Source organism: Rhizobium indigoferae, from assembly GCF_034554815.1.
Taxonomy (GTDB): domain Bacteria; phylum Pseudomonadota; class Alphaproteobacteria; order Rhizobiales; family Rhizobiaceae; genus Rhizobium; species Rhizobium leguminosarum.
Genome location: NZ_CP140637.1, coordinates 171,424 through 197,664, shown reverse-complemented (window position 1 = coordinate 197,664; position 26,241 = coordinate 171,424). Strand labels below are relative to the sequence as shown.

The window sequence follows — 26,241 nt, the reverse complement described above, 5'->3', positions numbered from 1 at the left end:
TCTCGCTGACGCCACACGCTAGTCCGCCTTGGTCATAAATCAGATTTGGGAAGAGAGATGACACGATACGTTATCGTGGGGGCAGGCGCGGTTGGTGCGAGCCTCGCTGCGCAGTTCGAACTTTCCGGCATCACATATGCGCTCGTCGGACGTGGCGCACAGATCGGCCATATAAAGAGGTATGGTTTGAGCTACCAACGTCCCTCTGGCAAGCGACAGATCGGGCTTAACGCTTTCGACCTCAGCGACCCGCCCAAATTGACCCTCGATGATATCCTGATGTTGACGGTCAAAACTCAGGACGCGGCAAGCTCCCTGGCCTCCTGGTCATGGCGTCCTGTGTCGGATTCGGGAGGTGCAACGGCTGCCACTCTCCCCGTCGTCACCTTTCAAAATGGCTTGGCGACAGAAGCGATTGCGCTCAGAACTTTCGCCAGGGTTTACGGAGCTAGTATTCTGACGCCAGCACGGTTTACCGAAACCGGCTCCGTTGCAGTGGCGGGTGATCCGCAGGTCGGCGTGGTCACCATAGGGCGTTTCCCGTCGGGTTCTGATGAAACAGCCGAGCAGATTGCGGCGGACCTCACCCGCGCTAATTATCTGGCGGAAACCAGCAATGATATCCGCCGTTGGAAATCAGCCAAACTTCTTCACAACGTCAGAAACGTCTTAGAATTGTTCGTTGGGGCCGAGGATCTCCGCGTCTCCATCGCCGAGGCGCTGGTCAATGAAGCTCGCCAGGCTCTCGAGGCTGCCGGTTATAACCTCGCCTCACCCTCTGAACGGACCACAGATCTTTCAGGGTGGCGTATAGCTCAGGACAGTGGCATCCATCCCGGTCAACAATCGACCTGGCAGAGTTTTACCAGAGGCGCTTCGAGTGAGGTCGATTTTCTCAACGGCGAAATCGTCTTGCTGGGTCGTTTGCACAATATTCCGACACCCTACAATGAGGTTGTCCAGAATCTTGCTGGCAGATTGGAGCATCAAGGCGGCTTCACCAAAGCACTGGCGCTTGACGCGATTCAATCACTTGTCGACAGGCCCTATCGGGCGAGCAACACCGATCTCGCCGCAACGAACTGATTGTCGCCGTCTAATTGTTCAACGATGCAACCACCAACCTGAAGCGATCCAATGAGAGAACCCATATCAGATCAGATCCTCGCCGCAGCCGGCGGGCTATTTTACAGCGAAGGTATTCGGGCTGTTGGGATAGATCGCATTATCGAAGAAGCGAAAGTTGCAAAGGCAACGCTATATCGACACTTCCCGTCCAAGGATCATCTTGTTGCGGCCTATCTCCAGGATCGCCACGAACGTGTTGTTCGCTCCTTGCGGGAGGCCTTGAACGCGACGGCTGCTCCGAGAGACCAGGTGAGAGTTATTTTCGAGCGCCTGTTTGAAAAGGCCGACAGCCCGGAGTTCCGGGGCTGCGCATTTGCTCTTGCGGTGGCCGAGCATGGCGACTCAGAACGCGTCGTGTCCGTCGCCCGAACGCATAAGAAGGCCGTGAGCGACATTTTCCGTGCCATTATCTCCAAAGCCGAATTAGGGCCCGACCAGACGGCTGCTCATCTATCGCTTCTCTATGAAGGCGCGCTTGCGACGGTGGCAGTCGGACGTGATCCAACAGCGGTTCTCGTCGCCCGAGACTGCGCACTTTCTGTATTCGACGCCGCAATCCTACGCGACCGGACATCTTGAGAGCACTATAATATGACAAAGATCATCGACTATTTCTTCGGCATTGGCTCGCCATGGGCTTTCATTGGTCTGGACGCGTTCGCGGCACTGGCTTCCGAACAAAACGCTACGATCCGCCCCTATGTCATCCCCCTGATTGAGGATAACGGCGCCATCTATTCTCGTAACCGGCCGGAGGCCCGTCGAGCTTATTGGACGAAGGATCTCAAGCGTTGGGCGGCCGTCCGGGGCAAAACGCTGAACTTCGAAAATCGCGCGGCCTTGTCGGATCCAACGCCGGCGGGTTTCATGATCCTTGCCGCCATCGATGCGGGCAAAGACTGGCTCAAGCTGACGAAAGCGCTGCAGGAGGCCTTCTGGTTGCGCGGAGAAAATATCGGTGACGCACAGGTGCGTCGCGCAATCGCGGATGCCGCGGGCTTCGATGGCGCAGCGCTGGATGAGCGTGCCCAGAGCGACGCCGTGTTGTCGATATGGAAGGCCAATTACAAGACCGCCAAGGACGCCGGTGTGTTTGGGTTGCCGACATTCCGTTATGAGGACGAGCTTTACTGGGGGCAGGACAGCCTGCCCTTCCTCGAACGTCATCTCAAGGGCGCAAAACTGGTCGCCTGATCCTGTCGTAAAGTCGAGGTGCGCGCCCGCGCGAACGCAGCCGGGCCGCAAACCTCAGATCGCAATTCCGGGGTTTCTCATGTCTCTTTGCTTGCCGGGTTCCCTGGTCTTCACCGAATGGCTGGCGGCGCATCTCGATCATCCTGGCCACGTCATTCTTGACGGCTCTTTCACGACACCGATGTCGCGCGGAGCGGACAAGTGAGCGCGCTCTCCCCTGCTCTTATCGAGGCGCTATACGACCGTTTCGGTGACCGCTTCTCCACATCGCAGCCCTTGCGGGAGCAGCATGGCCGCGGTGAATCCCACCACATCGCCGCGATTCCGGATGCAATCGTCTTTGCGGAAAACACGGAGGACGTAGCGGAAACCGTGCGGCTCTGCGCGGCCGAAGGCGTGCCGGTCGTCGCATTCGGCGCCGGTACCTCCCTCGAGGGCCATCTGAGCGCGGTACGGGGTGGTGTTTCCATCGATCTCTCCCGCATGTCGCAGATCGTCCGCATCAGCGCCGAGGATTTGGATTGCACGGTTGAGGCCGGCGTGACCCGCGAGCAGTTGAACGCTCATCTGCGTGACATGGGCCTGTTCTTCCCGATCGATCCGGGCGCCAATGCCTCGATCGGCGGTATGGCATCGACCCGCGCATCAGGCACGAATGCCGTGCGCTACGGAACCATGCGCGAAAACGTCTTGTCTCTAACCGTCGTTCTGCCGAGCGGTCAGATCATCCGAACCGGTGGGCGGGCACGAAAGTCGTCGGCCGGATACGATCTGACGCGGCTCTTCGTGGGCTCCGAAGGGACCCTCGGCATCATCACCGAGGTGACGCTTCGGCTTTATGGCATTCCGGAAACGACCTCGGCCGCGCTTTGCTCGTTCGAGAATGTCGAACAGGCGGTTGCTGCGGCCATCGCAGTCGTGCAGCTCGGCATTCCGGTCGCGCGGATGGAGTTGATGGACCGTGGTCTGATCGAAGCCGTCAATGCTTATTCGAACCTGTCCTTGAAGATCGAGGACACACTGGCCTTCGAGTTCCACGGCTCTCCGGCCAGCGTGCAGGAACAGGTCGAGATGGTCGCCGGCATCGTCGGGGACAACGGCGGCAAGGACTTCGAATGGGCCAATACGCCGGAAGAACGCAACCGCCTGTGGAAGGCGCGTCACAATGCGTTTTATGCCGTCGTATCCCAGCGTGCGAATGCCAAGGGCTGGTCTTCCGACGTCTGCGTGCCGGTATCGCAGCTCAGTGCCTGCATTCTCGACACGCGCGAACTGCTGCGTAGCTGCAGCGTGCCGGCCGCCATTCTCGGCCATGTCGGCGACGGCAACTACCATGTTGTCTTCGCCGTCGATCCGACGAGCCAGGCAGAACTCGACGAGGTCGCCGCCATCAACAAGAAGATGGTGGAATACGCGATTTCGGTCGATGGCACATCGACGGGCGAACATGGGGTGGGCACAGGCAAGATCAAATATTTGCGTCAGGAACACGGAGATGCCGTGGATCTCATGGCGGTCATCAAAAATGCCATCGATCCGAAGGGCATCATGAATCCCGGCAAAATCCTTCCGAACGATGTTTCGCCAGCAGTCTGATAACGGCTTGATTGCCGAGGGCACTGTCAAATGAATAGCTTCAAGACCCACAGTTCCCATTGGGGGGCGTTTTCAGGCCGATACGAAAACGGAGGTCTTGAGGTCCGGCCTCATCCGGGCGATCCGCATCCGTCGCCATTGCTGGGCAACATTCCGGCGATCGCCCATAGCCCTATGCGCATCAGGCGGCCGGCGATCAGGCGCGGCTGGCTCGAAGGCGCGCCGGGTCACGCGCAGAATCGCGGGGCCGACGACTATGTCGAGGTCAGTTGGCCGCGCGCAGCCGACTTCGTCGCAAAAGAGCTGCAGCGCGTTTACGGAAACTTTGGCCCGGAAGCCGTGTTCGGAGGATCCTACGGATGGGCTAGTGCCGGACGGTTCCATCATGCACAAAGCCAGATCCACCGGTTTCTCAACGTGCTGGGTGGTTACGTCGGTTCCGTCAACACCTACAGCTCCGGTGCGGCAATGGTCATCCTCCCGCACGTGTTGGGACCATACGATCATTTCGACCGCAAGAGCGTCACCTGGGATGCCATCGAACGGAGCAGCGAGCTGGTCGTCGCCTTCGGCGGGATGGCGATCAAGAACACCGATGTGCATGGCGGCGGCATCAGCGCGCATATCGTGCCCCGGACGCTGAACGGCGCGCACGCGCGAGGTGCGCGTTTTGTCCTCGTCAGCCCCCTGAAAGACGATTTTCCTCCTGAGGTGAATGCCGAATGGCTGCCCATCTTACCTGGCACCGACATCGCGCCGATGCTCGGCCTCGCGCATGTGCTCGTCAGCGAGGGATTGCACGACCGCCAATTTCTCGACCGATATACGGTCGGCTATGAACGTTTTGAAGACTACCTGCTTGGCCGGATCGATGGTGTCGAAAAAAGCCCGGATTGGGCGTCCCACATCTGCGGCATCGGCGTCGATGCCATAAAGACCCTCGCGCTTTCCATGGCGCGCGCCAGGACGTTGAGCACCGTCAGCCATTCCCTGCAACGTGCCGACCATGGCGAGCAGCCGGTCTGGATGGGCATCGTGCTCGCCGCAATGCTCGGGCAGATTGGGCTGGATGGCGGCGGCTATTCCTATTCCCTTGGTGCGTTGGGCAACATCGGCAAACACCAGCTCGCCGTCCCGCTGCCGACGCTCAGCCAATTCAAGAATGCAGTGTCGGATTTCATTCCCGTCGCGCGCATCGCCGACATGCTGCTCAATCCGGGCCACGAGTACAACTACAACGGCCACGCGATGCGTTATCCCGATATCCGCCTCGTCTATTGGGCGGGAGGCAACCCGTTCCATCACCATCAGGATCTCAACAGGCTGCGGGCGGCATTCAAGAAACCGGAGACCATCATCGTGCATGAGACGGCCTGGACGTCGTCTGCGCGCCACGCCGATATCGTGCTGCCGGCGACGACCACGCTCGAGCGTGACGATATCGGGGCGGCGGACCGCGATCCGCTGATGGTCGCCATGAAGAAGCTGATCGAGCCGGTCGGCGAAGCACGGGACGATTATGAAATCTTCTCTGAGATCGCGCGCCGTCTCGGCAAATTCGAAGAGTTCACCGAAAACCGGACCAGCCGGGAATGGCTAACCTTCCTTTTCGAAACAACGCGCAAGGCGCTCGTAGCCGGTGGACACGAAGCTCCCGACTTCGAGACGTTCTGGGAACGCGGAGAGATGTGCCTGCCGCTCAAACCCGACGATGGCGGACCGGCGCGTGCCTTTCGCCATGATCCGTTTGCATCTCCACTTCAAACGCCATCCGGGAAGATCGAGATCTTTTCGCAGAGGATCGAAAGCTTCGGTTACGATGATTGCCGCGGCCATCCGCGATGGTATCCGCCAAGGGCGGAGGCGGAGGACGATAAAAGCCGCTTCCCGCTCCATCTGGTCTGCAACCAGCCGCATCAGCGGCTGCATAGCCAGCTGGACTATGGCGATTTCAGCCGCTCCACCAAGATAAAGGGGCGGGAACCGGTTCGTATAAACCCGGCTGACGCGGCCGAACGCGGCATTTCCGATGGCGACATTGTGAGGCTGTTCAACGCCCGCGGCAGTTGCCTTGCAGCCGCGGTGATCAGCGAGGACGTCCGAAAGAGCGTGATGCAGCTTGCAACGGGTGCGTGGTTCGAACCCGACAATGCGGCCTCCGACAAATCGATGTGCGTTCACGGCAACCCGAACATCCTCACCCGTGATGTCGGAACCTCGCAATTGGCCCAGGGCTCGACCGGACAGCTTACCAGGGTGGACGCAGAGCGGTTCGTCGGCGAACTGCCTCCGGTGCGGATATTCGAGGGGATGACGTTCTTTGACGAGGCTGAGAGGTCCAGCACGAGGGCCGGCAACCAGTAGATCGGCGTCACCAACCACGGCGAAGGATGCACTGAGCCCGGAAAAGCTGATCCTCACACACCCAGAAACCGAACAAAATAATCCATAAAATTAGTAGAAAAAGAACAACTGGTCTTTCTCCCTCCTGTTGCCCTGCTTAGGCTATGCGTCGTGATCTACTTGGCAAACAATACAGGACCGCATTATGATCGAACGCTCTCCCCCGTTCTCCCTTTCCCGGCGTCTGCTGATCGCCACCTCTGCGTTGGCAATCGCCGCCTTGGTGGTAACGGCTGAGTTCAATCCGGCTCTGAGTGCCGATAGCCCACACAACGGCGGTGACATCACCTTCCTGATCGACTCGCTGGGTGATACCTGGATCCCGAACAACAGCGCCATTTCCAGCTTCCAGGGCCACATCTGGGGCCATGTGACCGATAAGCTCCTTTACGTAGATGCTGACGGCAAGGTCAGCCCCTGGATCGCCGAACGCTGGGAGCAGAACGACAAGGCCACCGAGTTCACCCTGCACCTGAAGAGCGGCGTCACTTTCTCCGACGGCACCGCGCTCGATGCGTCGGCCGTCGTCGCCAACCTCGACATCTGGTACGCCGGCCGCAAGAGCGAAGGCATCAACCCGATTGGTCTCTTCCCGAAGACCTATGACCACGCCGAGGCGGTGGACGCGACCACAGTGAAGGTCTTCTTCAAGGCGCCGACGCTCGGCTTCATCCCGACCCTCGGCTATCACGGCTCGATCCTCATCTCCCCGAAGACCCTCGCTCAGCCCGCAGCCCAGCAGGCCGACCTCAGTAAGACCTCCGGCAGTGGCCCCTACGTGGTCGACTCCTGGAAGGAGGGCGACTTCGTCAAGCTGGTCAAGCGCAAGGACTACAACTGGGGTCCGGCGGCAGTCGGTCATACTGGTCCGGCCTATCTCGACACGATCACCTACAAGCTGGTGTCCGAGCCCTCGCTGCGCGTGGCCGCTGTCCAGTCCGGCCAGGCCGACGTCGCCTACAACGCCTCGCCGCAGGAGCTGGAGTCTTTGAAGGCAGAGGGCTTCACCACCGCGACACCGCGCTATCTCGGCTTCGTGAATGGTTGGGCAATCAACACCAAGCTTGCACCATATGACGACGTGAAAGTCCGCCAGGCCCTGCAGGCCGGCATCAACCGCCAGGAGATCATCGACACCGTCTACACACCCGACTGGAAGCTCGCGACGTCCTTCATCCAGACCAACGTGCCGGGAGCGACCGATCAAAGTGCGCTTTTGGCCTACAACCCCGACAAGGCCGAGAAGCTTCTCGACGAGGCGGGTTGGGTCAAGGGCGCAGACGGCATCCGCACCAAGAACGGCCAGCCGCTCGTGCTGACGCTGCATTCCAACCCCTACCTCGCAACCTCGAAATCGGTCGACGAACTCATCGCCCAGCAACTCGGCAAGATCGGCTGGAAAGTCGCTATCCGTGCCTACGATGTCGTCACCTTCGGCCAAAAGGTCAAATACGGCGGTCCGGCCGTGCCGGCCTATGAGGTGACGCGCAGCTTCATCGACGCCGGCACCGTCGCCAGTATCCTGACGAACGCCAACAACGGCGAGAACTGGTTCGCCCTCGACGAGAGCGACAAGACGCTCAACGAACTCCGCGACAAGATCGCCAGCGCCGGTTCCATCGAAGGCCGCAAACCGCTCCTCGACGAACTGCAGAAGTACATTCTCGATCAGGGCTACTTCATCCCGCGCACGCAAATCGTCCAGCGGATCTACGTCCAATCCCCGAAGCTCAAGGGCGAAGTCTATAACGGCGTCGCCTATGCCAGCTACTACACGGCCTCGAAAAGCGAATAACCCGCAATTCAACCGAGCAACGTAAGAAGGTGACGGCATGAGCAAAGCCTACCTAAACTACGCCGCAAAACGCCTCGTACAGGCGATCGTCGTGATCCTGCTGGCCTATGTCTTCACCTTCGTCGTCGTCAGCATCCTGCCCGGCGACCCGATCACCAATGTCCTGAACAACCCCCAGAATGGGTTCACACCGGATGAGATCAAGGAGATCATCGCCGCCCAGGGCCTGGATAAGCCGATCCCGGTCCAGTTGTGGACATCCTTTTCCGGCTTCGTGACCGGCGATCTCGGCCTGTCGATGCGGACCAACCGGCCCGTCGCGACGCTGATCGCCGAGGTGCTGCCATCGACGTTGATCCTTGCTTCTGCAGGCCTCGTCGTCGCGCTGCTGCTCGCGGCGGTGATCGCCTATGGCACGCAGTTTCTTCCAAAACACTTTGGCCAAGGCTTGCTGCGGGGCTTCCCGTCATTGTTCCTGTCGGTGCCCAACTTCGTGATCGGCCTGGTGCTGATCCACCTCTTCGGTTTCCAGCTCGGCGTCTTCCGCGTGATCGAGCCCGACAGCTTCTGGGCGACCCTTTTCGCAGCCATCGCGCTCGGCATCCCGATCTCCGCGCAAATCGCCGAAGTGCTCATCGCCAACCTCGATCATGAGTCCGGCCAGGAATACGCCGCCGTCGCGCGGGGCCGCGGGCTCGGGCAAATGCGCCTGTTCGCCAAGCACCTGCTCAAGCCGTCTTCGCTCCCGGTCATTACCGTCATTGCGCTTACCATCGGCGAACTGCTCGGCGGCTCGCTGATCACCGAGACGGTATTCGGACGCACCGGTCTTGGCAGCCTGGTGCAGCGGTCGGTGAGCACTCAGGACCTGCCCGTGCTTCAGGCGGTCGTCTCTCTGGCAGCGGTGGTCTTCGTGGTCGTCAACCTGATCGCCGACCTTGCCTACCCGCTGCTCGACCCGCGCGTAAAACTGCTTGGCACGCCCGAGCGTCGTCCAACCACAGCCGACGAAGGTTCCGCCGGCATTTCCAAGGTGGTGACCTCATGACCCTCGCCTCCACCCACTCTACCTCGCGCATCACCGCGATCGGGCGGCTGACGGCGCTGCGCGTGCCGCCGGTCGTCGCGCTCTCTTTCGCAATCGTCGCGCTGGCGATCGCCTGGTCTCTCGCCCCAAGCCTGTTCACGAGCTATGACCCGGTCAACGGCGTTCCCGCTCAAAAGCTGCTGGGCCCAAGTGCAGCGCACTGGTTCGGCACCGATCACCTCGGCCGCGACCTTTATACCCGTGTGGTCTATGGCACAGCCTCCTCGGTCGCCAGCGCGCTGATCGCCGTCGTCATCGGCGTTTTCGCCGGTGGCCTCATCGGCCTGCTGGCCGGCTTCTTCGGCGGGTGGGTGGATACTCTGTTTGCGCGCCTGGTCGACGTGCTGCTTGCGATTCCAAAATTCCTGCTGGCCGTCATCGTCGTCACGGCGATCGGCTTCGACACCACGAACGCCGCCATCGCAACCGGCGTCTCGGCGGTGGCCCTCTTCGCCCGGGTGATGCGCTCGGAGGTCATCAAGACCCGGCAAGCGACATTCGTCGAGTCTTCCTTTCTACTGGGTGGATCGCGCTGGCACATCCTTTGGCGCCACGTGCTGCCGAACGCCTCGCGCTCGGTGCTACCGCTTGCAGTGCTGCAGTTCGGCGACTCGATCCTGGTGATCGCCAGTCTCGCTTTCCTCGGCTACGGCGACCCTCCACCGGCCTCCGACTGGGGCCTGCTGATCTCGATCGGCAAGGACTACCTCAAATGGCCGTGGCTGGTTTACGCGCCCGCATTCGTCACGATCGCAACCGTCCTCTCCGTGAACAGGATCAGCCGATGGCTTCGCAAGACAGACTGACTGAGCTTTTCGCCCGTACTGACGTCACCGGGTCGGCGCTCCGGCGATCGTCCCCCCTGCTCCGGATCGATGGGCTGTCGGTTTCCTACGGACCGCAGCAAGTCGTCAGCGACGTTGGGTTTGAACTCGGCCGCGGCAAGAGCCTCGCCCTCATCGGAGAGTCGGGCTCGGGCAAGTCGACCATCGCCCGCGCGGTGTTGCGACTGCTCGCCACTGGTGGACGCGCTAACGGCCGCGTCGAGTTCGACGGCCAGGAGGTATTGGGCCTCTCGGAGCGTCGTTTCCGGCCCTTGCGGGGACGTGCGATCGGGTTTGTCCCGCAGGACCCCGGCAACTCGCTCAACCCGGTGCGGACGATCGGCGCCCAGGCGATGGAGGCGGCAGCACTCGTCGACGAGCCCAATAAGGCAATCCGCAAGGCGCTCATCCTGGAGACCTTCGCCCAGGTCGGCCTCGACAACCCCCAGCGGGTCTATGACTCTTACCCGCACCAGCTGTCCGGCGGCATGCTGCAGCGCGTGCTGATCGGCCTTGCTGTCCTCCCTCGGCCGTTGCTGCTGGTCGCAGACGAGCCGACGTCAGCGCTCGACGTCACGATCCAGAAACGCATCCTCGACTTGCTTTCCAAGTTGCAGCACGAACTGGATATCAGCCTGCTCCTCATCACCCACGATCTGGCGATCGCCGCCGAGCGGGCGGACTCTCTGGTGGTGCTCAAGGACGGCATCGTCCAGGAAGCCGGCAGCACCACGGCTGTCTTCTCCGCGCCCGCTTCGGCATACGCTAGGAAGTTGCATGCCGACGTCCCAGCCCTCAACCCCGATCGTTACCGTAAGCTACGAGACCCCGCCTTCCGTCTCCTCGGGACCAAGACCGACAAGGCACCGAAGATCGAGGTTAGCGGCGTCACGAAGACTTTCACGGTCGACGGCAAGGTTCTGACGGCCGTCAACGACGTGTCGTTTGCCGTCCAGGCTGGCACCACGCACGCGCTGGTCGGCGAATCCGGTTCTGGCAAGACGACGGCAATCCGGCTGCTGCTTGGGCTCGAACAACCCGACATCGGGAACATTGCGGTCGCCGGCGAGCAGCTCAACGGTCGTTCGCCCGAGTCGCTGCGCGCGGTATGGCGCCACCTGCAGCTCGTCTACCAGAACCCGTTCACGTCACTGGACCCGACCTGGAAAGTCGAGCAGCTGGTACGAGAACCGCTCGACCAGTTCAAGATCGGAACCCGCGAGGAGCGCTCCGCGCGGGTCCGCGAAGCGCTGGCCAATGTCGGGCTCGGCGAGCACCTGCTCTTGCGTAAGCCGGAAGCCTTGTCAGGTGGACAGCGCCAGCGCGTGGCCATCGCCAGGTCTCTGGTCCTCAAGCCTGATGTGATCGTGCTCGACGAGCCGACCTCCGCGCTCGACGTCAGCGTTCAGGCCGACATCGTCGAGGTGCTGCTTTCGCTGCAAGCCAGGCTTGGCCTGACCTATGTATTCGTCTCCCACGATCTGGCTCTGGTGCGCCAACTCGCGCACACCGTCTCGGTGATGCAGCGCGGGCGCATCGTCGAACATGGGAGCGTCACCGACATCTTCGGAAACCCCCAGCAGCCCTATACTCGGTCGCTGCTGGAATCGATCCCATCGGGCGCCGCTGGTATCGCCCGTGCACCACACCCGCAACCTCGGCGGATCTTCAACGAGGAAAAGATCGCATGACCATCGCTGCGACTGTAAATCCTCAGCCCGCGTCGTTCCGCCCAAAGCAGCGGCTCGGCTTCAACACCCGGGTATCGTTCAATGACGAGGCCGGACCGGCGCAAGGTCTGCGCGACGGGATCGAGTTGTTCAAGGAAGCAGAGCGGCTGGGTTATCAGTCGGGCTGGGCCTATCAGCGACACTTCGACCACTATCTCTCTTCACCGCTTCCGTTCTTTGCCGCGGCCGGTCAGCACACCAAGCGCATCAACCTGGGATCGGCGGTCATCCCAATGCGCTATCAGGACCCGATCCTGCTCGCCGAAGCGGCCGGTACGACGGACTTGCTCATCGATGGCCGGCTGGAACTTGCGATCTCGACCGGTGCCACCGCGGCGTTCGACGCTGTGTTCGGTACGGTCGACACCGACGCCCGGACGGAAGCGAAACGCCGCCAGGCACGCTTCCTCTCAGCGATCGCAGGCGAAGTCCTCCATACGGTCGTTTCGCCAGGCCAGGGTGCTCCGCAAGGCGCCGAACTGCGCGTAACACCGCATAGCCCGACCCTGCGCTCGCGCATACGACAAGGGTCGGCCAGCCTGAGCTCGGCAGTGCAGGCAGCCGAGCTCGGGATCGGGCTTATCTCCGGAACCGTGCAGCACGACCAGGCCGAGGGCGAGACTTTCGGGCAGTATCAGGCTCGCATTATCGAGGCGTTCCGCGCCACCTGGCGCACGACCTGGGGAACGGAGCCGCCATCGGTCGCAGTCGCCGCCTCCATCCTGGTTGGGACCACCGCCGAACTTCGAGAGAAATACGCTGCCTATGACCTCGAGCGTCGCACCATCGGAATTGCCGCGTCGCGTCCCAAAGGTGCCCTCGCGCCCGCCAGCCAACCAGCCGGCGCTCAGATTTCGCCTGTCTTCCAAGGCACGCCCGATCAAGTGATTGAGGCCGTATTCAACGACCCGGGCCTCGCAGCCGCAGACGAGGTCGTGCTCTTCCTGCCCCCCGCCTTCGGCCTCGCCGAGAACATAAGGTTGCTGGCCGACCTGGCCGAGACAGTCGCTCCAGGACTTGGCTGGTCGCCCGCCTCGTAACCATTTACAGGCCACACGGCTCGATGCCAGGACAGTTGAAGGCATCAGGTGTCAACGCCACGGCCGGGAGCGAGTCCTACTCCATCCGCCGCGATAGCGAATATTTTCTATAAAATCGATAGAAAGAGAATGACCTGTCTTCCTCGCGGCGCTGCCGCGCCTTAACGTCAATGCAATGGTCTGCAACCTGAAGGAGCTCACATGTCCGCGGAATTCATTAGCGTAAGCTTTCCCAACGCGTCGAACGACCTCAACCCCATTCCCGACGCGCCTGTGGATCCTCGTTTCCTGGAGCGGTACGCACGCGCCCTCGATGACTATGGTTTCAACTACACGCTGATCCCCTACTCCTCCGCCTCCTTCGATCCCTTCACGCTCGGCGCCACGGTCCTGGCCCACACAAAGCACATCAAGATCATCGTCGCCTTGCGCCCGAACACCGTCTATCCAACGGTCGCAGCCAAATCGCTTGCAACCCTCGATCAATTGAGCGGCGGGCGTGTTGTCGTTCACTTCATTGCAGGCGGCAGCGACGAAGAGCAGGCCCGCGAAGGCGACTTCCTCAACAAAGAGGAGCGCTACGAGCGCCAGGAAGAATATATCCGGATCCTTCGTCTCGCCTGGACGTCCAAAGAACCCTTCGACTTCGATGGGAAATACTACCAGTTCAAGCAATTCCGCAGCGCGGTGCGCCCAACCAGTGGCGTGATCCCGATTTCGGTCGGTGGTTCGTCGGATGCCGCGTATCGCATCGGGGGTTCGCTGGGCGACATTTTCGGGCTGTGGGGCGAGCCGCTTGCAGAAACAAAGCAGCAGATCGAACGGATCTACGCGGAAGCGGCAAGGGCAGGCCGGACGGATCGCCCTCGCATATGGGTTACCTTCCGGCCGATCGTCGCGGAAACTGACGAGTTGGCATGGGAAAAGGCGCATAGAGTTCTCGACCAGCTGAACGAAAACCGCCAGAAAGGCTTGGCCCGTGCGCCGCTCAATGCTGCACGCCCGGCCAATGTCGGTTCGCAGCGGCTTCTGGACATCGCAGCACGCGGCGATGTGCATGACCGCGCTCTATGGTATCCGACGGTGACCGCGACCAATGCTGGCGGCGCCACCACTGCGCTGGTCGGTTCGCCGCGCACCATTGCAGATTCGATCCTCGACTACATCGATCTCGGCTGCGATCTGATCTCGATCCGCGGCTATGACAATTACAATGATGCGGTCGACTACGGCCGCTACATCCTGCCGCTCGTGCGTGAAGGCATTCGCGAACGGGAAGAGGCGAACAAGAAGAAGAGTGCTGCGTGATGCGCGCAGTCTGGCCCGAGCGCCGGACTGCGCGTCCCCTTTTTCTCAACGCAGCCGGACTGCCTTAACAGCCAGAAAGCGTCGACCCGCATGTCCCATGATACAATCGTTCCAGATGAAACCGTGCGCGTTATCGCGGACGCCGCACCGGATGCGGATCGAACCGGTCAATTTCCCTGGACCGGTATCCGGGCCGTTCATCAGAGTGGTCTCCTAGAGAGCACCGTTGCGACACGCTATGGCGGTCAAGGCGCGACGCTCGCTGATGCGGCCCACATTCTTGCGGCGTTGGGGCGAGGTGATCCCTCGGTGGCGCTGATCAGCGCCATGACGATCTTCAATCATCTCGGCCAGGCCGCAAAGAACCATTGGCCTGATGATCTGTACCGGCGCCTGCTGGCGGAGGCCAATCAGAAACCGCTATTGCTCAACGCCGCACGCGTCGAGCCGGAACTGGGGTCTCCGGCCCGCGGCGGCCTGCCCGCGACTGTCGCCCGCCGCACGACAAGCGGCTGGTCGATCACCGGTAGCAAGCGCTTCGTCACCGGCGCATACGGTCTTACGCATTTCCTGGTCTGGGCGCATACCGACGAAACGCCCGCGCGCGTCGGAACGTTCGTCGTGCCAAATGGATTGCCCGGCATCGACGTAATCGAGAACTGGAACAGCCTGGGCATGCGCGCCACAGGTTCGCACGACGTCGAATATACCGACGTCGAGATCCCAGCGGAAAACGTGCTGGAACTCGTTGATCCGTCGGTGGCTCAGCAGGACAATCGCGCCCATGCTGCGATCACGCTGGCGCTGACCGCGATCTATCTCGGCGCGGCTGAGGCTGCCCAGGCTGCCTTCATCCGCTTCTCCCATGAGCGCGTGCCCGCCAATCTGGGCCATCCCATCGCCCGCACGGAGCGGTTCGTGACGCTCTCAGGTGAGATCGACCTGCTTGTCTCCGGCGCCCGGCAGATCATTTTCGGCGCGCTCGACGCCAACCATGGCGACGCGGAAAAGATGATAAGGGCTCGGCTGATCGCAGGCCGACAACTGCGCGAAGCCGTGCAGATCGCGGTACGTGGCATCGGCAATCCGGGACTTAGTGCCGACCTGGGACTTGAACGGCATTTCAGGGATATCCAATCCGTGCTCGTCCACGCGCCGCAGGAAGATACTTCTATTTCGATATTGGGCCGCGCTGCCTTTGATCGATGGAATAGAGAGGAAAGTGTCCGCTCGAGCTATCCGGCTGGGCTGACGGTCCTCAAAACAGCATAGCAACAGAGCGCCTCGTCCGGTGGCCTCCCTCCTCCCTCGCATGATCGAGGCGAATTCGCGAAAGGAATTTAGATGAGCAACGATCTGATCGTCGGCTTTTCGGGCAATCTCTCCCGCCCGTCCAGCACCAGGCGCTTCGTGGAGAGTGTCACGGTATCGCTGGCGAAGCAGGCCGGCCTGCAGCACGCCGTCTTCGACGTCGAAGACCTCGGTATCTCACTGGCGGCCGCAAGATCGGTCGCGGACCTCGATCCGGCAGCAAGGGCGGTGATCCAAACAATCATCGACGCAGAAGCGCTCGTCATCGGTTCGCCAACCTACAAAGGGAGCTACACGGGCCTGTTCAAGCACGTCTTCGATCTACTCGATCCGGCAGACTTGCGCGGCAAACCCGTCATCCTGACGGCAACCGGCGGGGGCGATCGACACTCCCTCGTTGTCGAGCATCAACTTCGCCCGCTGTTTGCTTTTTTCGAGGCTTTTGTGCTGCCGACGGCAATCTATGCCTCGAGCCGCGATTTCACTGATGGCATTCCGTCAACGGCCATTCTCGGTCGGGTGAACCAGGCGCTGGCTGAGGCCTCCGTCCTTGTGAAGGCCCGCTCGACGGCAGACGCAATTGCCGCGGAATAAGTAGTCGACTGGCAAAATGACAGCACAAAAGAAATATGTCGTCGGCATCACCGATCACATGTTCGGCGCGCCCGATCTCGAGGCCGAGGTGCTCGGTGACGATGTCGAGATCGATTTCTTCGCCACCACTGACGAAACGCTTTTCTCCCCCGAGCGCTTGGCTCGGCTTGATGCCCTGATGGTCTGGGGCGCACGGCTCGGGCCGAAAAGTATCGCCCAACTTTCACGCTGCAGGGGCGTCGTCCGCTACGGTGTCGGCTACGAGAAGATCGATCTTTCGGCTCTGGCTGATGCAGGCATCCCGTTCGCCAACAATCCCGATTACGGCACGGAGGAAGTCGCCGACCATGCGCTCGCGATGATGCTGTCGCTGCACCGGCGACTCTGGGAGCATGATGCCCGCGCCCGTGGCTATACGACAGGATGGCAGGTCCATAGCCTCAAGCCACTTGCCCGCTCGAACCGGACCACGGTGGGCGTGATAGGTGTCGGACGGATTGGGACGGCTGTGGTCAACCGGCTGAAGCCCTTCGGCTTCCGCATCCTGGGCTATGATCCGGGCCAGCCGCCCGGCCATGAGAAGGCGGTCGGCTATGAACGCGCCGACCGGTTAGATGACCTCTTCGCCCAGGCGGATATCGTCACCCTGCATTGCCCGGCAAACGACGAGACGCGCGGTATTCTTGGCGCGGATGGACTTTCCCGGCTGAAGCCCGGAGCCATATTGGTCAATACCGCGCGGGGAGAACTGCTCGACGATCTCGATGCGCTCGAAGCCTCACTGCGAAATGGCCATCTCGCGGCGGCGGCAATCGACACACTGGCGCAGGAACCGCCGCGCGATCATCCGCTGCTGACAGCATGGCGCGATAGGAGTGACTGGCTTGAGGGGCGGCTGGTGATAACGCCGCACAATGCCTTCTACTCCGATCATGCAGCCATCGAGATGCGCCACAACGCAGCGCAGACCATCAAGATCCTGCTCGAGGAGGGCCGACTGCGAAATCAGATCACGGCGTGAGCGGCGGTCATTCGGAAACGAGACGTCAAGTCGAGCGCTTGCTATCCCGCTCTGATCGGAAGGCAAATCACGTGTAGGTCTACCGACTGAAAGGTGATCGCCTTGACTGGAATCGAACCGCTGACTTCTCAGACTTTTGCGACAGAGAGCCTTGCATCTTCACCCCATCCTTCGGTCAAATCCGACGGCCATCCTGGAAACACCCCGACCATCCGCTTAGACGGATGGGCCCGCCTTCGAAAAACGGTCCCTGTGCCGCAGTCGCGGGAGATCATTCTGGCCGGCTGCTCAATGACCTCGTCAATCAATTGGCTTGAGAATAATCATCGAAGACGGCCCCATTTGCCAACCTTCTTTCGATTGCAAGTGCTCGGTAGCAGATGCTGAAGGCGGCTCTTCAGATGGAGAGCTCATACTCGCGGCTTGCGGACCAAAGACGAGCCGGCTTTGATGATGAAAGATGTGCAGATCATTGTAGAGAAATAGCAACCGCTGTTTTTTGACAGCCGCCGTTCGCTCGTCATGACTGTCGGCATATGCTGAATTGCGGCAACGGAGCCTTATGCCTGCCGACGGAGCTGAGTTTGTTATTGCGCTGCTCATCGGATGGTCGCTAAGTCATGCTGCCATCGCAGTGCGTCTTTGTGTCGGACGAGCTACTTCGGCCAGATAGAATTCGAGACTCCAAGGCAATTCAATGACCGAACAACTTTCTCTTCCTCGCGATCGAATTTCCGTGCTTCTGATGGAAGGGATCAGTCAGAGCGCGGTGGACTACTTCGCTTTATCCGGCTACGTCAACCTGACCCATTTGCCGAAGGCTCTGGATGACAAAGATCTCAAAAGTCATATAGCCGAGGCCCATATTGTCGGAATTCGTTCACGCACGCAGCTGACTGAGGAGATTTTCAGCTGCGCCAAGAAGCTGATGGCCGTCGGTTGTTTCTCTGTGGGGACAAATCAGGTCGACCTGGATGCGGCCCGTCGACGCGGGATCCCGGTATTCAACGCCCCTTATTCGAATACGCGCTCGGTCGCCGAGCTTGTGATCGGCGAGATCATAATGCTGACTAGGCGGATTTTCCCGCGTTCGGCTTCCGCTCATGACGGCGGATGGGACAAAACCGCCGAAGGTAGTCGTGAGGTGCGCGGGAAAACGCTGGGCATCGTGGGCTATGGCAATATCGGTTCGCAGCTAAGCGTTCTTGCCGAAAGCATGGGTATGAACGTTCGCTATTTTGATCCTTCGGACAAGCTTCGCCACGGCAATTCAGAATCGATGGCAACGCTTGGCGAGCTCCTCGAAATCTCAGATTTTGTGACGATGCATGTTCCAGAGACCAGCTCGACGCAAAACATGATAACTGAAGCTGAACTGCGCAGGATGAAAAAGGGAGCCATTTTCATCAATAATGCCCGCGGAACCGTGGTGGATCTTGAAGCGCTCGCGAAGGTTTTGAAAGAAGGACATCTCGCAGGCGCGGCTGTGGACGTATTCCCGAGGGAACCGGCATCAAACAAAGAGCGTTTTGAAACACCGCTGCAAGGTTTGGATAATGTCATTCTGACCCCGCATATTGGAGGGTCGACCGAAGAAGCCCAAGAACGCATTGGAAGAGAAGTCTCGAGGAAGCTTGTCGAATATTCGGACATCGGCTCGACGCTAGGCGCTGTCAACTTTCCCCAGGTTCAACTGCCGCCACGTCCAAACGGCACGCGTTTCATCCATGTTCATGAAAATCGCCCTGGCATTCTCAACAATCTGAATACGGTTTTTTCGTCTCGTGGACTTAATATTGTGGGCGAGTTCCTGCAGACGCACGGCGATACGGGTTACGTGGTTATTGAAGTCGAAGGCGTTGGCCAAACTGCAAATGATATACTTGATGCACTCCGCCAGATTCAAGGAACGATACGGGCTCGATTGGTTTACTGACGCCGGTGGGAATGCCTTTTCCAGGGTGCTCGCCAGGCTCAGGGCTCATTGTGACGTGCCCCGTTAAACATTGTGCAGCAGCCATAGCCATCGCGTTGAAGGGGTTCGAACCGTCGACCCGTAGATTAATGGTATGTTCACGCGGTTGGGGGCAAAGGATCAGTGCCTCGAGGATCGCGACGCGAGTATGGGTTTCGGCCGCTATTTAAGTAAGCGTGGCTTTATTCAAATAAGGAGAAAGCTAAGGTAAGCGCTCTTAAGTAATCTTCGCCACGTTCGACCGCCTTGAACGGATGTGAACCAACAACCCGCCTATTTCCAGAACCTCAGTTTCTCGAAGATGCAAATATCGCCTTTCGTCGGATTTCAGCGGGCATCCTCCTCAATCTCGCTTCGGGCGAGCTTTGATCATTGGATGGCCTACCTCATCGAGGATGATTGGGGCCTTGAAAGGAGTCGAACCGTGAATTCGGCCTGGCACGCGTGAGACTTTGACCCGATATGACACGTTAACGACATACTGTCGTCCCCTGGTACAAAATCATTAGGGCAAGCATATCGTCTTTTGGGGCGGAATTTGCGGCTCGTCTTGCCTCCGGTCGTCTGCTCCCTAGATCCGACACATGGATACCGAGCGAACCACAGCTCCTATCAAACCGGTAAGGGCGTCTTCGCGGAAACCTCTCCAGAGGTTGAGCCCGGCCATTGTGGAGCAAGTCGAGCGCCTGCTCGGTGGACGCACGCGTGATATCCGCTTCAATGGGGAACTGGCCCAGCTTTTTCGCGAACGCTCCTGGCCGCGGACTGCCAAGATCATCCGCGCGTGGATGGTTTGGGTTATCGTGCTCGACGTTCTGACGTTGGGCCTCAACGCGATCTTGCTTCCGACCGAAACCGTAATGTCGATGCTTTGGCCAGCGTCTATCCTTCCCCCCGCAGCTCTTGTCGCCGCGATAGCCTTCCTGCGGCCGCACGCTTTGTGGGTGCAGGGAGTTTTCCTCCTCTCGGCTGTTTTTCTCATCCTTCTTTCGGTAGCCTTGGTGGGCGTTAACACCGGTGGCGAGTTTTACGAGCGGCATTTGACCATCATGCTCTTTGTGGCCGTCACTGCCATTATCATATTTCCCGTTCCACTCGGTTGGGCGATGACGATCGGTGCAGCTGCCCTCGGTATTTATCTTGTGTTTCAGCTGCGAAATCCGGGCATTGAAGTGGGGAGTGCTCTGGCCGGTACGCTGTTTTTCGCAAGCGGTGTGGCGGCAACCGTCGTTGCCAGACGCACCGCCACCATCTTCGCTCAGAAAACCTTCTTGCTTGAGTTACGAGATCGAACTCGCCTCGCGGAGCTTACTGACGCCAATTCCCAGCTGGAGTTGCTGGCGGGGACCGATCCGCTGACCGGTGTCGCCAACCGGCGTTCGATGATGGAAACGCTCCATCATTTCTGGAACGAGGACCTTAAACGAACGAGCAGCGCGGCGATGCTGATGTGCGATGTCGATGACTTCAAGCGCCTCAACGATAATCGCGGGCATGCCGAGGGCGACCGTTGCCTGGTGAAAGTTGCCGGCATCATTCAGAGCAGTATGAGAGACGAGCGAGACCAAGTCGCCCGGTACGGAGGCGAAGAATTTCTCGTCTTTCTCCCAGGCGCCGATGAACAACAGGCCCGGCTGGTTGCTGAGAGAATTCGAAGCCGAGTAGAAGCTGCGTCTCTTCCAAATCCTACCTCCCGCGTCGGTCCCTGGGTCACTGTCAGCATCGGAATAGCGATATTGATGGAAAACAGTGAATTCGTGTCCGCAGAGCACATGCAGCGACAGGCCGATGCGGCACTCTACCTTGCCAAAAGGACCGGCCGCAACTGCGTGGTGGTCCATGCTGCAGAGGTCGGTCAAGCCTCCGGCTGAGGTCGTTCCAGGAAAACTGAGCTGTTTGCATCTTGTCGTTCTGGCCCCCAGGAACGACCGCCTCAACCAGATGCGAGCGGGGTTCGGTGTCAATCGTTAAGCCTGACCATTTGACAGATATCCTACAAGTGGATATCTAATATCCATCTTATTGGCGATGCGAGAGAGTGGCCGGCATGACATTGAAATCGATGAAGCCGCTGACGCGCGCGCCGCTGCTGCATGTCTCCGTGCAGGAAAGTCTGCGCGCCTATATCGACGACAATGGCCTTGCGCCCGGAACCCTGCTTCCGGCGGAAGGAGAGCTTGCCACCCAGCTCGGCGTCAGCCGCAATTCGCTGAGGGAAGGCATCAAAGCGTTGGAATCGCTCGGTGTGCTGGAGACGCGGCGCGGCGTCGGTATCTTCGTGAAGGCCTTTTCCTTCGAGCCGCTTCTCGACAACCTCGCTTACGGCCTCGGCGGCGCCCTGCGACAGATCGAGGAAGTCCTCGAAATCCGGCGCACGCTGGAAGTGGGATTGATCAGCAAGACGATCGACGTGATCGGGGAAGGGGACATCGCCGAACTGCGCGCCACCGTCAATCGAATGCGCGCCCATGCCGAACGGGGTGAAACCTTTGCGGAAGACGACCAGCTCTTCCACCGACTGCTGTTCCGCTGCCAGGACAATGAAACGCTCGTGCGGCTGATCGATGTCTTCTGGCTCGCCTTCTACAAGGCATCGGATTTCGTCAATCTTGAAAATACCGATCCGATGGCGACGTGGCGCGACCATGCCGCGATCGTCGATGCGATCGAGGCAAGGGATCTGGAGGAGGCGCGCAGACGCCTGGATCGTCACTACGAGGGCATTGCCCGGGTGATTGCCAACAACAAGACAAGTTCAAACGTGGGAGGAACACATGAAAAGACTGTCTAGATTATCCGTTATCGGGCTTAGCGCCCTGCTGTCGACGGCTGCCGTTCCGGCTCTTGTCGTTTCGGGAATTGCAACCCAGGCTCAGGCAGCCACGCTGTCGGGTGGCTTCGATGTCGGCCCCGGAGGCTTCCAGGGCAACTTCAATCCGCTTGCCGCCACCGCCGGCTTCACCTGGCTCAGCGTCTACTACGAACCGCTGATCACCTATGACGAGAAGTTGCAGAAGGTCGTCGGCGCGCTGGCAAGCTCCTACGAGGTCAGCCCGGACCAGATGAGCTACACGTTCAAGCTGGCGGACGCCAAATGGCACGACGGCAAACCGTTTACCGCCAATGACGCGAAGTTCACCATGACCCTTGCGATGGATGCGAAAACCGGCTCGGTACTCGCCGCCCGATTGAAGGGCATATCGTCCGTCGAGACGCCGGACGATCACACTGTTGTCATCAAGCTCAGCGCACCGAGCAGCAGTTTTCTCGATACGATGACCAAGGTGATGATGCTGCCCGAGCATGCGCTCGCCTCGATTCCGGCCGACCAACTGGCAAAGAACACATGGTGGTCCACCGCGCCGATCGGCACCGGCCCGTTCAAATTCACCAAATACGTCTCGGATCAGTATGTCGAACTTGCCGCAAACACCGATTATCGCGGTGGCAAGCCCGCACTGGAACGCGTTATCGATCGCTATTTCGCCAACCCGGCCGCGGCGATCGCGGCACTAAGATCCGGCGAAATCCAGTTCACCTATGTCGATTCCAACGATGTGCCGACCTTCAAGGACAACAAGGACTTCAAGGTCATCGAAGGCGACTCTTTCGTCGTCAACTATCTCGGCTTCAACCACGATTCTCCGCTCTGGAAGGATGTGCGCGTGCGCCAGGCGGTGATGTACGCGATCAATCGCGATGCCATCATCCAGAGCCTCTATGGTGGTGCGGCCAAGCCTGCCAATTGCGCCTATGTCGCCGAACAGCTGATACCGCAGGGCATCGACACCTATGCCTACGATCCCGAGAAGGCCAAGCAGTTGCTGACCGAAGCCGGCTGGGACCAGATCAACGGCGGCAAGCCGATCACGCTTCTGACCTATTACACCACGCCGCTTGCCACCAACGTACTTGCGGCAGTCCAGGCGATGCTTGCCCAGGTCGGCATCAACATCGTCCCGCGCGCCGTCGATGCGCCGACTTATAACAGCATCGTGCTCAATGCGACGCCGGATATTGCCCAGTTCCAGCTGGTTTACGCCGGGCTGCAGAACGGGCCGGATGCCGGAAGCATCAATGTCGGCCTCAACGAGAAGCAGATTCCTCCGGCCGGACCGAATGTCGCCAGGGTTCGCATGCCTGACCTCACCAAGGCGCTCGACAGCGCGCTGGCCGAGCCGGACAGCACCAAGCGGGATGCTGCCTACCAGGACGTCTGCAAGGTGATGAACACGAACCTGCCCTGGGCGACGCTCTGGGTGGCAAACCGCTACGGCATCGTCTCGACCAAGGTGAAGGATTTCGTCTGGACGCCGGCGCCGGGCGGCGGCCCCTACCAGGCCAACCCGCAGAAGTGGTCGATCGCCGAATAGGCGTTTTCCGAAAAGCCTTGAGGGTGGCCTCGGCCACCCTGTCAAGACGGCCTGACAAGACGGCCCGATAAGACGGATTGCCGATGCTCCAATACAGTCTGAGACGCCTGGTGATAGGAATAGGCATGCTCGTCGCCCTGAGCATGCTGATCTTCCTGCTGCTGCGCCTGACACCCGGCGATCCGATCGATGCCTATGTCGATCCGAACCTGCCGATGTCGCCGTCTGACCTTGCCGATCTGCGCAGAAGTCTCGGGCTCGATCAGCCCTTGCCCGTGCAGTATCTGGGCTGGCTGCAGCAGGCGCTGACAGGCAATCTCGGCTATTCGATCAAGCGTCTCGATCAACCGGTTCTCGGTCTGGTGCTGTCACGGATTGGCCCGACAGTGCTATTGATGGGCACCGCACTTGCCTTCGCCGTCGTCGCAGGCATCACCTTCGGGGTGATCGGCGCCGTCCGCCGCAATTCGCTTGCCGATCTCTCCTTGTCGGTGGTTGCGCTTGCCGGCATTTCCAGCCCGGCATTCCTCAGCGCGCTGATCGGCCTTTATATTTTCTCCGTCCGCCTGCACTGGATGCCGTCTGGCGGCATGCTGACGCCGGGCGAGGAATTCTCGGTGAGCGATCTCCTCCACCATCTGATCCTGCCGGCGGCACTTCTGTCTGTCGCGCAAGCCGCATTGATCATGCGCTACATGCGCGCTTCGCTGCTCGAAGTCCTGAACCAGGATTTCGTGCGCACGGCCCGGGCCAAGGGCGTTCGTGAATTTTGGGTCGTCAGCAAGCATGCCTTGCGCAATGCGCTTCTGCCGATCGTCACGCTGATTGGCTCCACCATCGGGCTTGCAATCGGCGGCGCCATCTTCATCGAGAGCGTCTTCAACTGGCCGGGCATGGGGCTCCTGCTCGTCGATGCCGTGCAGACCCGTGACTACCCCGTCATCATGGGGGCGACGCTCGTCATCGGCACTTGCGTTATCGTCGTCAATCTTCTGACCGACATCACCTATGCGGTCGTCGACCCGCGCATCAAGGTGGGTTGATATGTTGGCACGCTCTCCCGAACGCCGCAGCCCGGGGCCACTTGCCCGCGCCTTCAGTCGGTTTCTGCTCAATCGCGCAGCCGTTGCCGGCGTCTGCATTGCCACGCCAATGCTGCTGTTGATCCTCTCCTATCCGCTGTGGTGGGCTTTCCGGCCGAACGACATCGATCTCCTGGCGATGAATAGCGGCCCGACGGTAACGCATTGGTTCGGAGCCGACGGCGTCGGACGCGACGTCTTCGCCCGCGTGCTCGAAGGTGGCCGGATTTCGCTCCTGGTCGCCGTCGCATCGACCGCGCTTTCCGCAGTCATCGGGTTTCTCTTCGGGGCCATCTCGGCGCTTGCGGGACGTTGGACGGACGCCGTCTCGATGCGCTTCGTCGATCTGGTGATGACCCTGCCGCCCGTCATCTTCCTGCTTGTGCTCGCCTCGATCGCCGGTACCGGCATCTGGCCGACCGTGATCGTCATCTCGCTACTTTCCTGGCCGCTGCTTGCGCGCATGATCCGCTCGCGGCTGCTGGAATTGCGTGAACGCGACTTCGTCCTGGCCGCCCGCGGCATGGGCGCCGGCATCGGACATCTGCTCTTTCGCCACGGCCTGCCGAACTCGATCGATATCCTCGTGGTCTATGCGACGCTGCAGATCGCCAATGCCATCCTGCTCGAGGCCGGCCTGTCCTTCCTCGGTCTCGGCATCGCCCCGCCGGCGGCCAGCTGGGGCAACATGCTGAACGCGGCCCGCTCGACCGCCGTGCTCGAACAATATCCGTGGCAATGGCTCTTCCCCGGCGCCGCGCTCATCCTTGCCGTCCTGGCAATCAATTTCATTGGCGATGGCCTCAGAGATGCCTTCGACCCGCGTGCCGAACTGAACTGACAATCGAAAGAAGTGAAAATGACCAAATTCAAGGGTGTCGTCCCTCCCGTCGTAACCCCGCTCAATCCGGATTTCACCGTCGACTATCCTTCCTATACGCGTGTGCTCGAGCATCTGATCAATGCCGGTTGCCATGGCGTATTCGTCCTCGGCTCGACAAGCGAGGTGATCTTCCATGACGAGAAGACCCGGCGGGAAATCATCGAACATTCGGCCAAGGTGGTGAATGGCCGCGTGCCGTTGATCGTCGGCGTCATCGATCCGACCACGGATCGCGTCATCGCCCACGCAAAGGTTGCAAAGTCCGCCGGTGCCGACGCGGTCGTCGTGACGGCGCCATTTTACACCGTCACCAGCCAGTCCGAGATCCTCGATCACTTCCGTTATATCCGCGACGCGGTGGACATTCCGCTGATCGCCTACGACATTCCCGTTTGCGTTCACGTCAAGCTGCAGCGCCAGACGGTCGTCACGCTTGCTGGGGAAGGCGCGATTATCGGCCTCAAGGATTCCAGCGGCGACGACGGCAACTTCCGCTATGCGCTCCTCGACCTTGCCGAACACAAGGACGTCTTCCTGATGACCGGCTCCGAGATCGTCGTCGACACCGCCTTGTTGATGGGGGCCGACGGCGTTGTCCCCGGTATCGCCAATGTCGATCCGCACGGCTATGTCCGCCTTTGGGATGCTGCGCAGCGCGGCGACTGGGTCGCCGCGAGGAAGGAACAGGAGCGCCTCTGCCGCCTCTTCGAAATCGTTTGGGTCGCGCAGGGCCGCGTCAGCGGCGGCGCAGCGGGGATCGGCGCTTTCAAGACCGCCATGCGTAGCCTCGGCATCATCGATTCCGCCGTCATGCCGCGGCCGCGTGCCAGCCTGAACGAGACGGAAACGGCACGTATCGACGAGATCTTGCGTGCAACCGGCCTGCTGAACTGAGCA

Annotated in this window: 22 protein-coding genes; all 22 read left to right on the top strand. The window is 60.4% G+C overall.

Annotated elements, in window-relative coordinates:
* The first annotated feature begins 57 nt into the window (after positions 1–57).
* The 22 genes from U5G49_RS27470 to U5G49_RS27365 all read left to right on the top strand — a co-directional run bounded on the left by U5G49_RS27470 (position 58) and on the right by U5G49_RS27365 (position 26,238).
* Positions 58–1,086 carry a ketopantoate reductase family protein gene (locus U5G49_RS27470; RefSeq protein ID WP_193444908.1) on the top strand — a complete coding sequence of 343 codons (1,029 nt, stop codon included), beginning with the start codon at positions 58–60 and terminating at the stop codon, positions 1,084–1,086.
* 51 nt (positions 1,087–1,137) lie between these two features.
* On the top strand, positions 1,138–1,707 hold the full coding sequence (locus U5G49_RS27465) for a TetR/AcrR family transcriptional regulator (protein WP_193444909.1): 570 nt from the start codon (positions 1,138–1,140) through the stop codon (positions 1,705–1,707).
* Between the two features lie 12 nt (positions 1,708–1,719).
* Positions 1,720–2,322 carry a 2-hydroxychromene-2-carboxylate isomerase gene (locus U5G49_RS27460; RefSeq protein ID WP_018245543.1) on the top strand — a complete coding sequence of 201 codons (603 nt, stop codon included), beginning with the start codon at positions 1,720–1,722 and terminating at the stop codon, positions 2,320–2,322.
* A gap of 79 nt (positions 2,323–2,401) precedes the next feature.
* Positions 2,402–2,527 (top strand): rhodanese-like domain-containing protein, encoded by a 126-nt coding sequence (locus U5G49_RS27455; RefSeq protein ID WP_281365504.1) that lies wholly within the window; start codon positions 2,402–2,404, stop codon positions 2,525–2,527.
* Positions 2,524–3,918: an FAD-binding oxidoreductase gene (locus U5G49_RS27450; RefSeq protein WP_193444910.1), complete on the top strand. Its 1,395-nt coding sequence runs from the start codon at positions 2,524–2,526 to the stop codon at positions 3,916–3,918. The genes U5G49_RS27455 and U5G49_RS27450 overlap by 4 nt, the downstream gene beginning before the upstream one ends.
* A gap of 30 nt (positions 3,919–3,948) precedes the next feature.
* A complete protein-coding gene (locus U5G49_RS27445; RefSeq protein ID WP_193444911.1) occupies positions 3,949–6,282 on the top strand; it encodes a molybdopterin guanine dinucleotide-containing S/N-oxide reductase in 2,334 nt (777 codons plus the stop codon).
* Between the two features lie 184 nt (positions 6,283–6,466).
* Positions 6,467–8,116, top strand: a complete 1,650-nt coding sequence (locus tag U5G49_RS27440) for an ABC transporter substrate-binding protein (protein WP_193444912.1) — start codon at positions 6,467–6,469, stop codon at positions 8,114–8,116.
* A gap of 37 nt (positions 8,117–8,153) precedes the next feature.
* Positions 8,154–9,164 (top strand): ABC transporter permease, encoded by a 1,011-nt coding sequence (locus U5G49_RS27435; protein WP_018245538.1) that lies wholly within the window; start codon positions 8,154–8,156, stop codon positions 9,162–9,164.
* Positions 9,161–10,009: an ABC transporter permease gene (locus U5G49_RS27430; RefSeq protein WP_130729662.1), complete on the top strand. Its 849-nt coding sequence runs from the start codon at positions 9,161–9,163 to the stop codon at positions 10,007–10,009. The genes U5G49_RS27435 and U5G49_RS27430 overlap by 4 nt, the downstream gene beginning before the upstream one ends.
* Entirely contained in the window at positions 9,988–11,718 is a 1,731-nt protein-coding gene (locus U5G49_RS27425) for a dipeptide ABC transporter ATP-binding protein (protein WP_130729663.1), read from the top strand. The genes U5G49_RS27430 and U5G49_RS27425 overlap by 22 nt, the downstream gene beginning before the upstream one ends.
* Entirely contained in the window at positions 11,715–12,797 is a 1,083-nt protein-coding gene (locus tag U5G49_RS27420; RefSeq protein ID WP_130729664.1) for an LLM class flavin-dependent oxidoreductase, read from the top strand. The genes U5G49_RS27425 and U5G49_RS27420 overlap by 4 nt, the downstream gene beginning before the upstream one ends.
* A 201-nt stretch (positions 12,798–12,998) precedes the next feature.
* Positions 12,999–14,105 carry an LLM class flavin-dependent oxidoreductase gene (locus tag U5G49_RS27415; RefSeq protein ID WP_018245534.1) on the top strand — a complete coding sequence of 369 codons (1,107 nt, stop codon included), beginning with the start codon at positions 12,999–13,001 and terminating at the stop codon, positions 14,103–14,105.
* A gap of 90 nt (positions 14,106–14,195) precedes the next feature.
* The gene (locus U5G49_RS27410; RefSeq protein WP_193444913.1) at positions 14,196–15,377 is read left to right on the top strand and encodes an acyl-CoA dehydrogenase family protein; all 1,182 of its coding nucleotides are present in this window, start codon (positions 14,196–14,198) and stop codon (positions 15,375–15,377) included.
* A gap of 72 nt (positions 15,378–15,449) precedes the next feature.
* A complete protein-coding gene (gene msuE / locus U5G49_RS27405) occupies positions 15,450–16,010 on the top strand; it encodes an FMN reductase (RefSeq protein ID WP_018245532.1) in 561 nt (186 codons plus the stop codon).
* A 16-nt stretch (positions 16,011–16,026) separates the two neighbouring features.
* Positions 16,027–17,031: a C-terminal binding protein gene (locus tag U5G49_RS27400; protein WP_130729667.1), complete on the top strand. Its 1,005-nt coding sequence runs from the start codon at positions 16,027–16,029 to the stop codon at positions 17,029–17,031.
* A gap of 697 nt (positions 17,032–17,728) precedes the next feature.
* A complete protein-coding gene (serA, locus tag U5G49_RS27395; RefSeq protein ID WP_130729668.1) occupies positions 17,729–18,967 on the top strand; it encodes a phosphoglycerate dehydrogenase in 1,239 nt (412 codons plus the stop codon).
* A 623-nt stretch (positions 18,968–19,590) separates the two neighbouring features.
* Positions 19,591–20,877: a GGDEF domain-containing protein gene (locus U5G49_RS27390; RefSeq protein ID WP_376770326.1), complete on the top strand. Its 1,287-nt coding sequence runs from the start codon at positions 19,591–19,593 to the stop codon at positions 20,875–20,877.
* Positions 20,878–21,053: 176 nt separating this feature from the next.
* Positions 21,054–21,797: a FadR/GntR family transcriptional regulator gene (locus U5G49_RS27385; protein ID WP_130729670.1), complete on the top strand. Its 744-nt coding sequence runs from the start codon at positions 21,054–21,056 to the stop codon at positions 21,795–21,797.
* On the top strand, positions 21,781–23,379 hold the full coding sequence (locus tag U5G49_RS27380; protein ID WP_193444915.1) for an ABC transporter substrate-binding protein: 1,599 nt from the start codon (positions 21,781–21,783) through the stop codon (positions 23,377–23,379). Before U5G49_RS27385 ends, U5G49_RS27380 begins: the two co-directional genes overlap by 17 nt.
* Before the next feature lie 83 nt (positions 23,380–23,462).
* Positions 23,463–24,422 carry an ABC transporter permease gene (locus U5G49_RS27375; protein WP_193444916.1) on the top strand — a complete coding sequence of 320 codons (960 nt, stop codon included), beginning with the start codon at positions 23,463–23,465 and terminating at the stop codon, positions 24,420–24,422.
* A 1-nt stretch (position 24,423) separates the two neighbouring features.
* Positions 24,424–25,302 carry an ABC transporter permease gene (locus tag U5G49_RS27370; RefSeq protein ID WP_193444917.1) on the top strand — a complete coding sequence of 293 codons (879 nt, stop codon included), beginning with the start codon at positions 24,424–24,426 and terminating at the stop codon, positions 25,300–25,302.
* An 18-nt stretch (positions 25,303–25,320) separates the two neighbouring features.
* Positions 25,321–26,238: a dihydrodipicolinate synthase family protein gene (locus U5G49_RS27365; RefSeq protein WP_193444918.1), complete on the top strand. Its 918-nt coding sequence runs from the start codon at positions 25,321–25,323 to the stop codon at positions 26,236–26,238.
* Positions 26,239–26,241 lie beyond the last annotated feature (3 nt).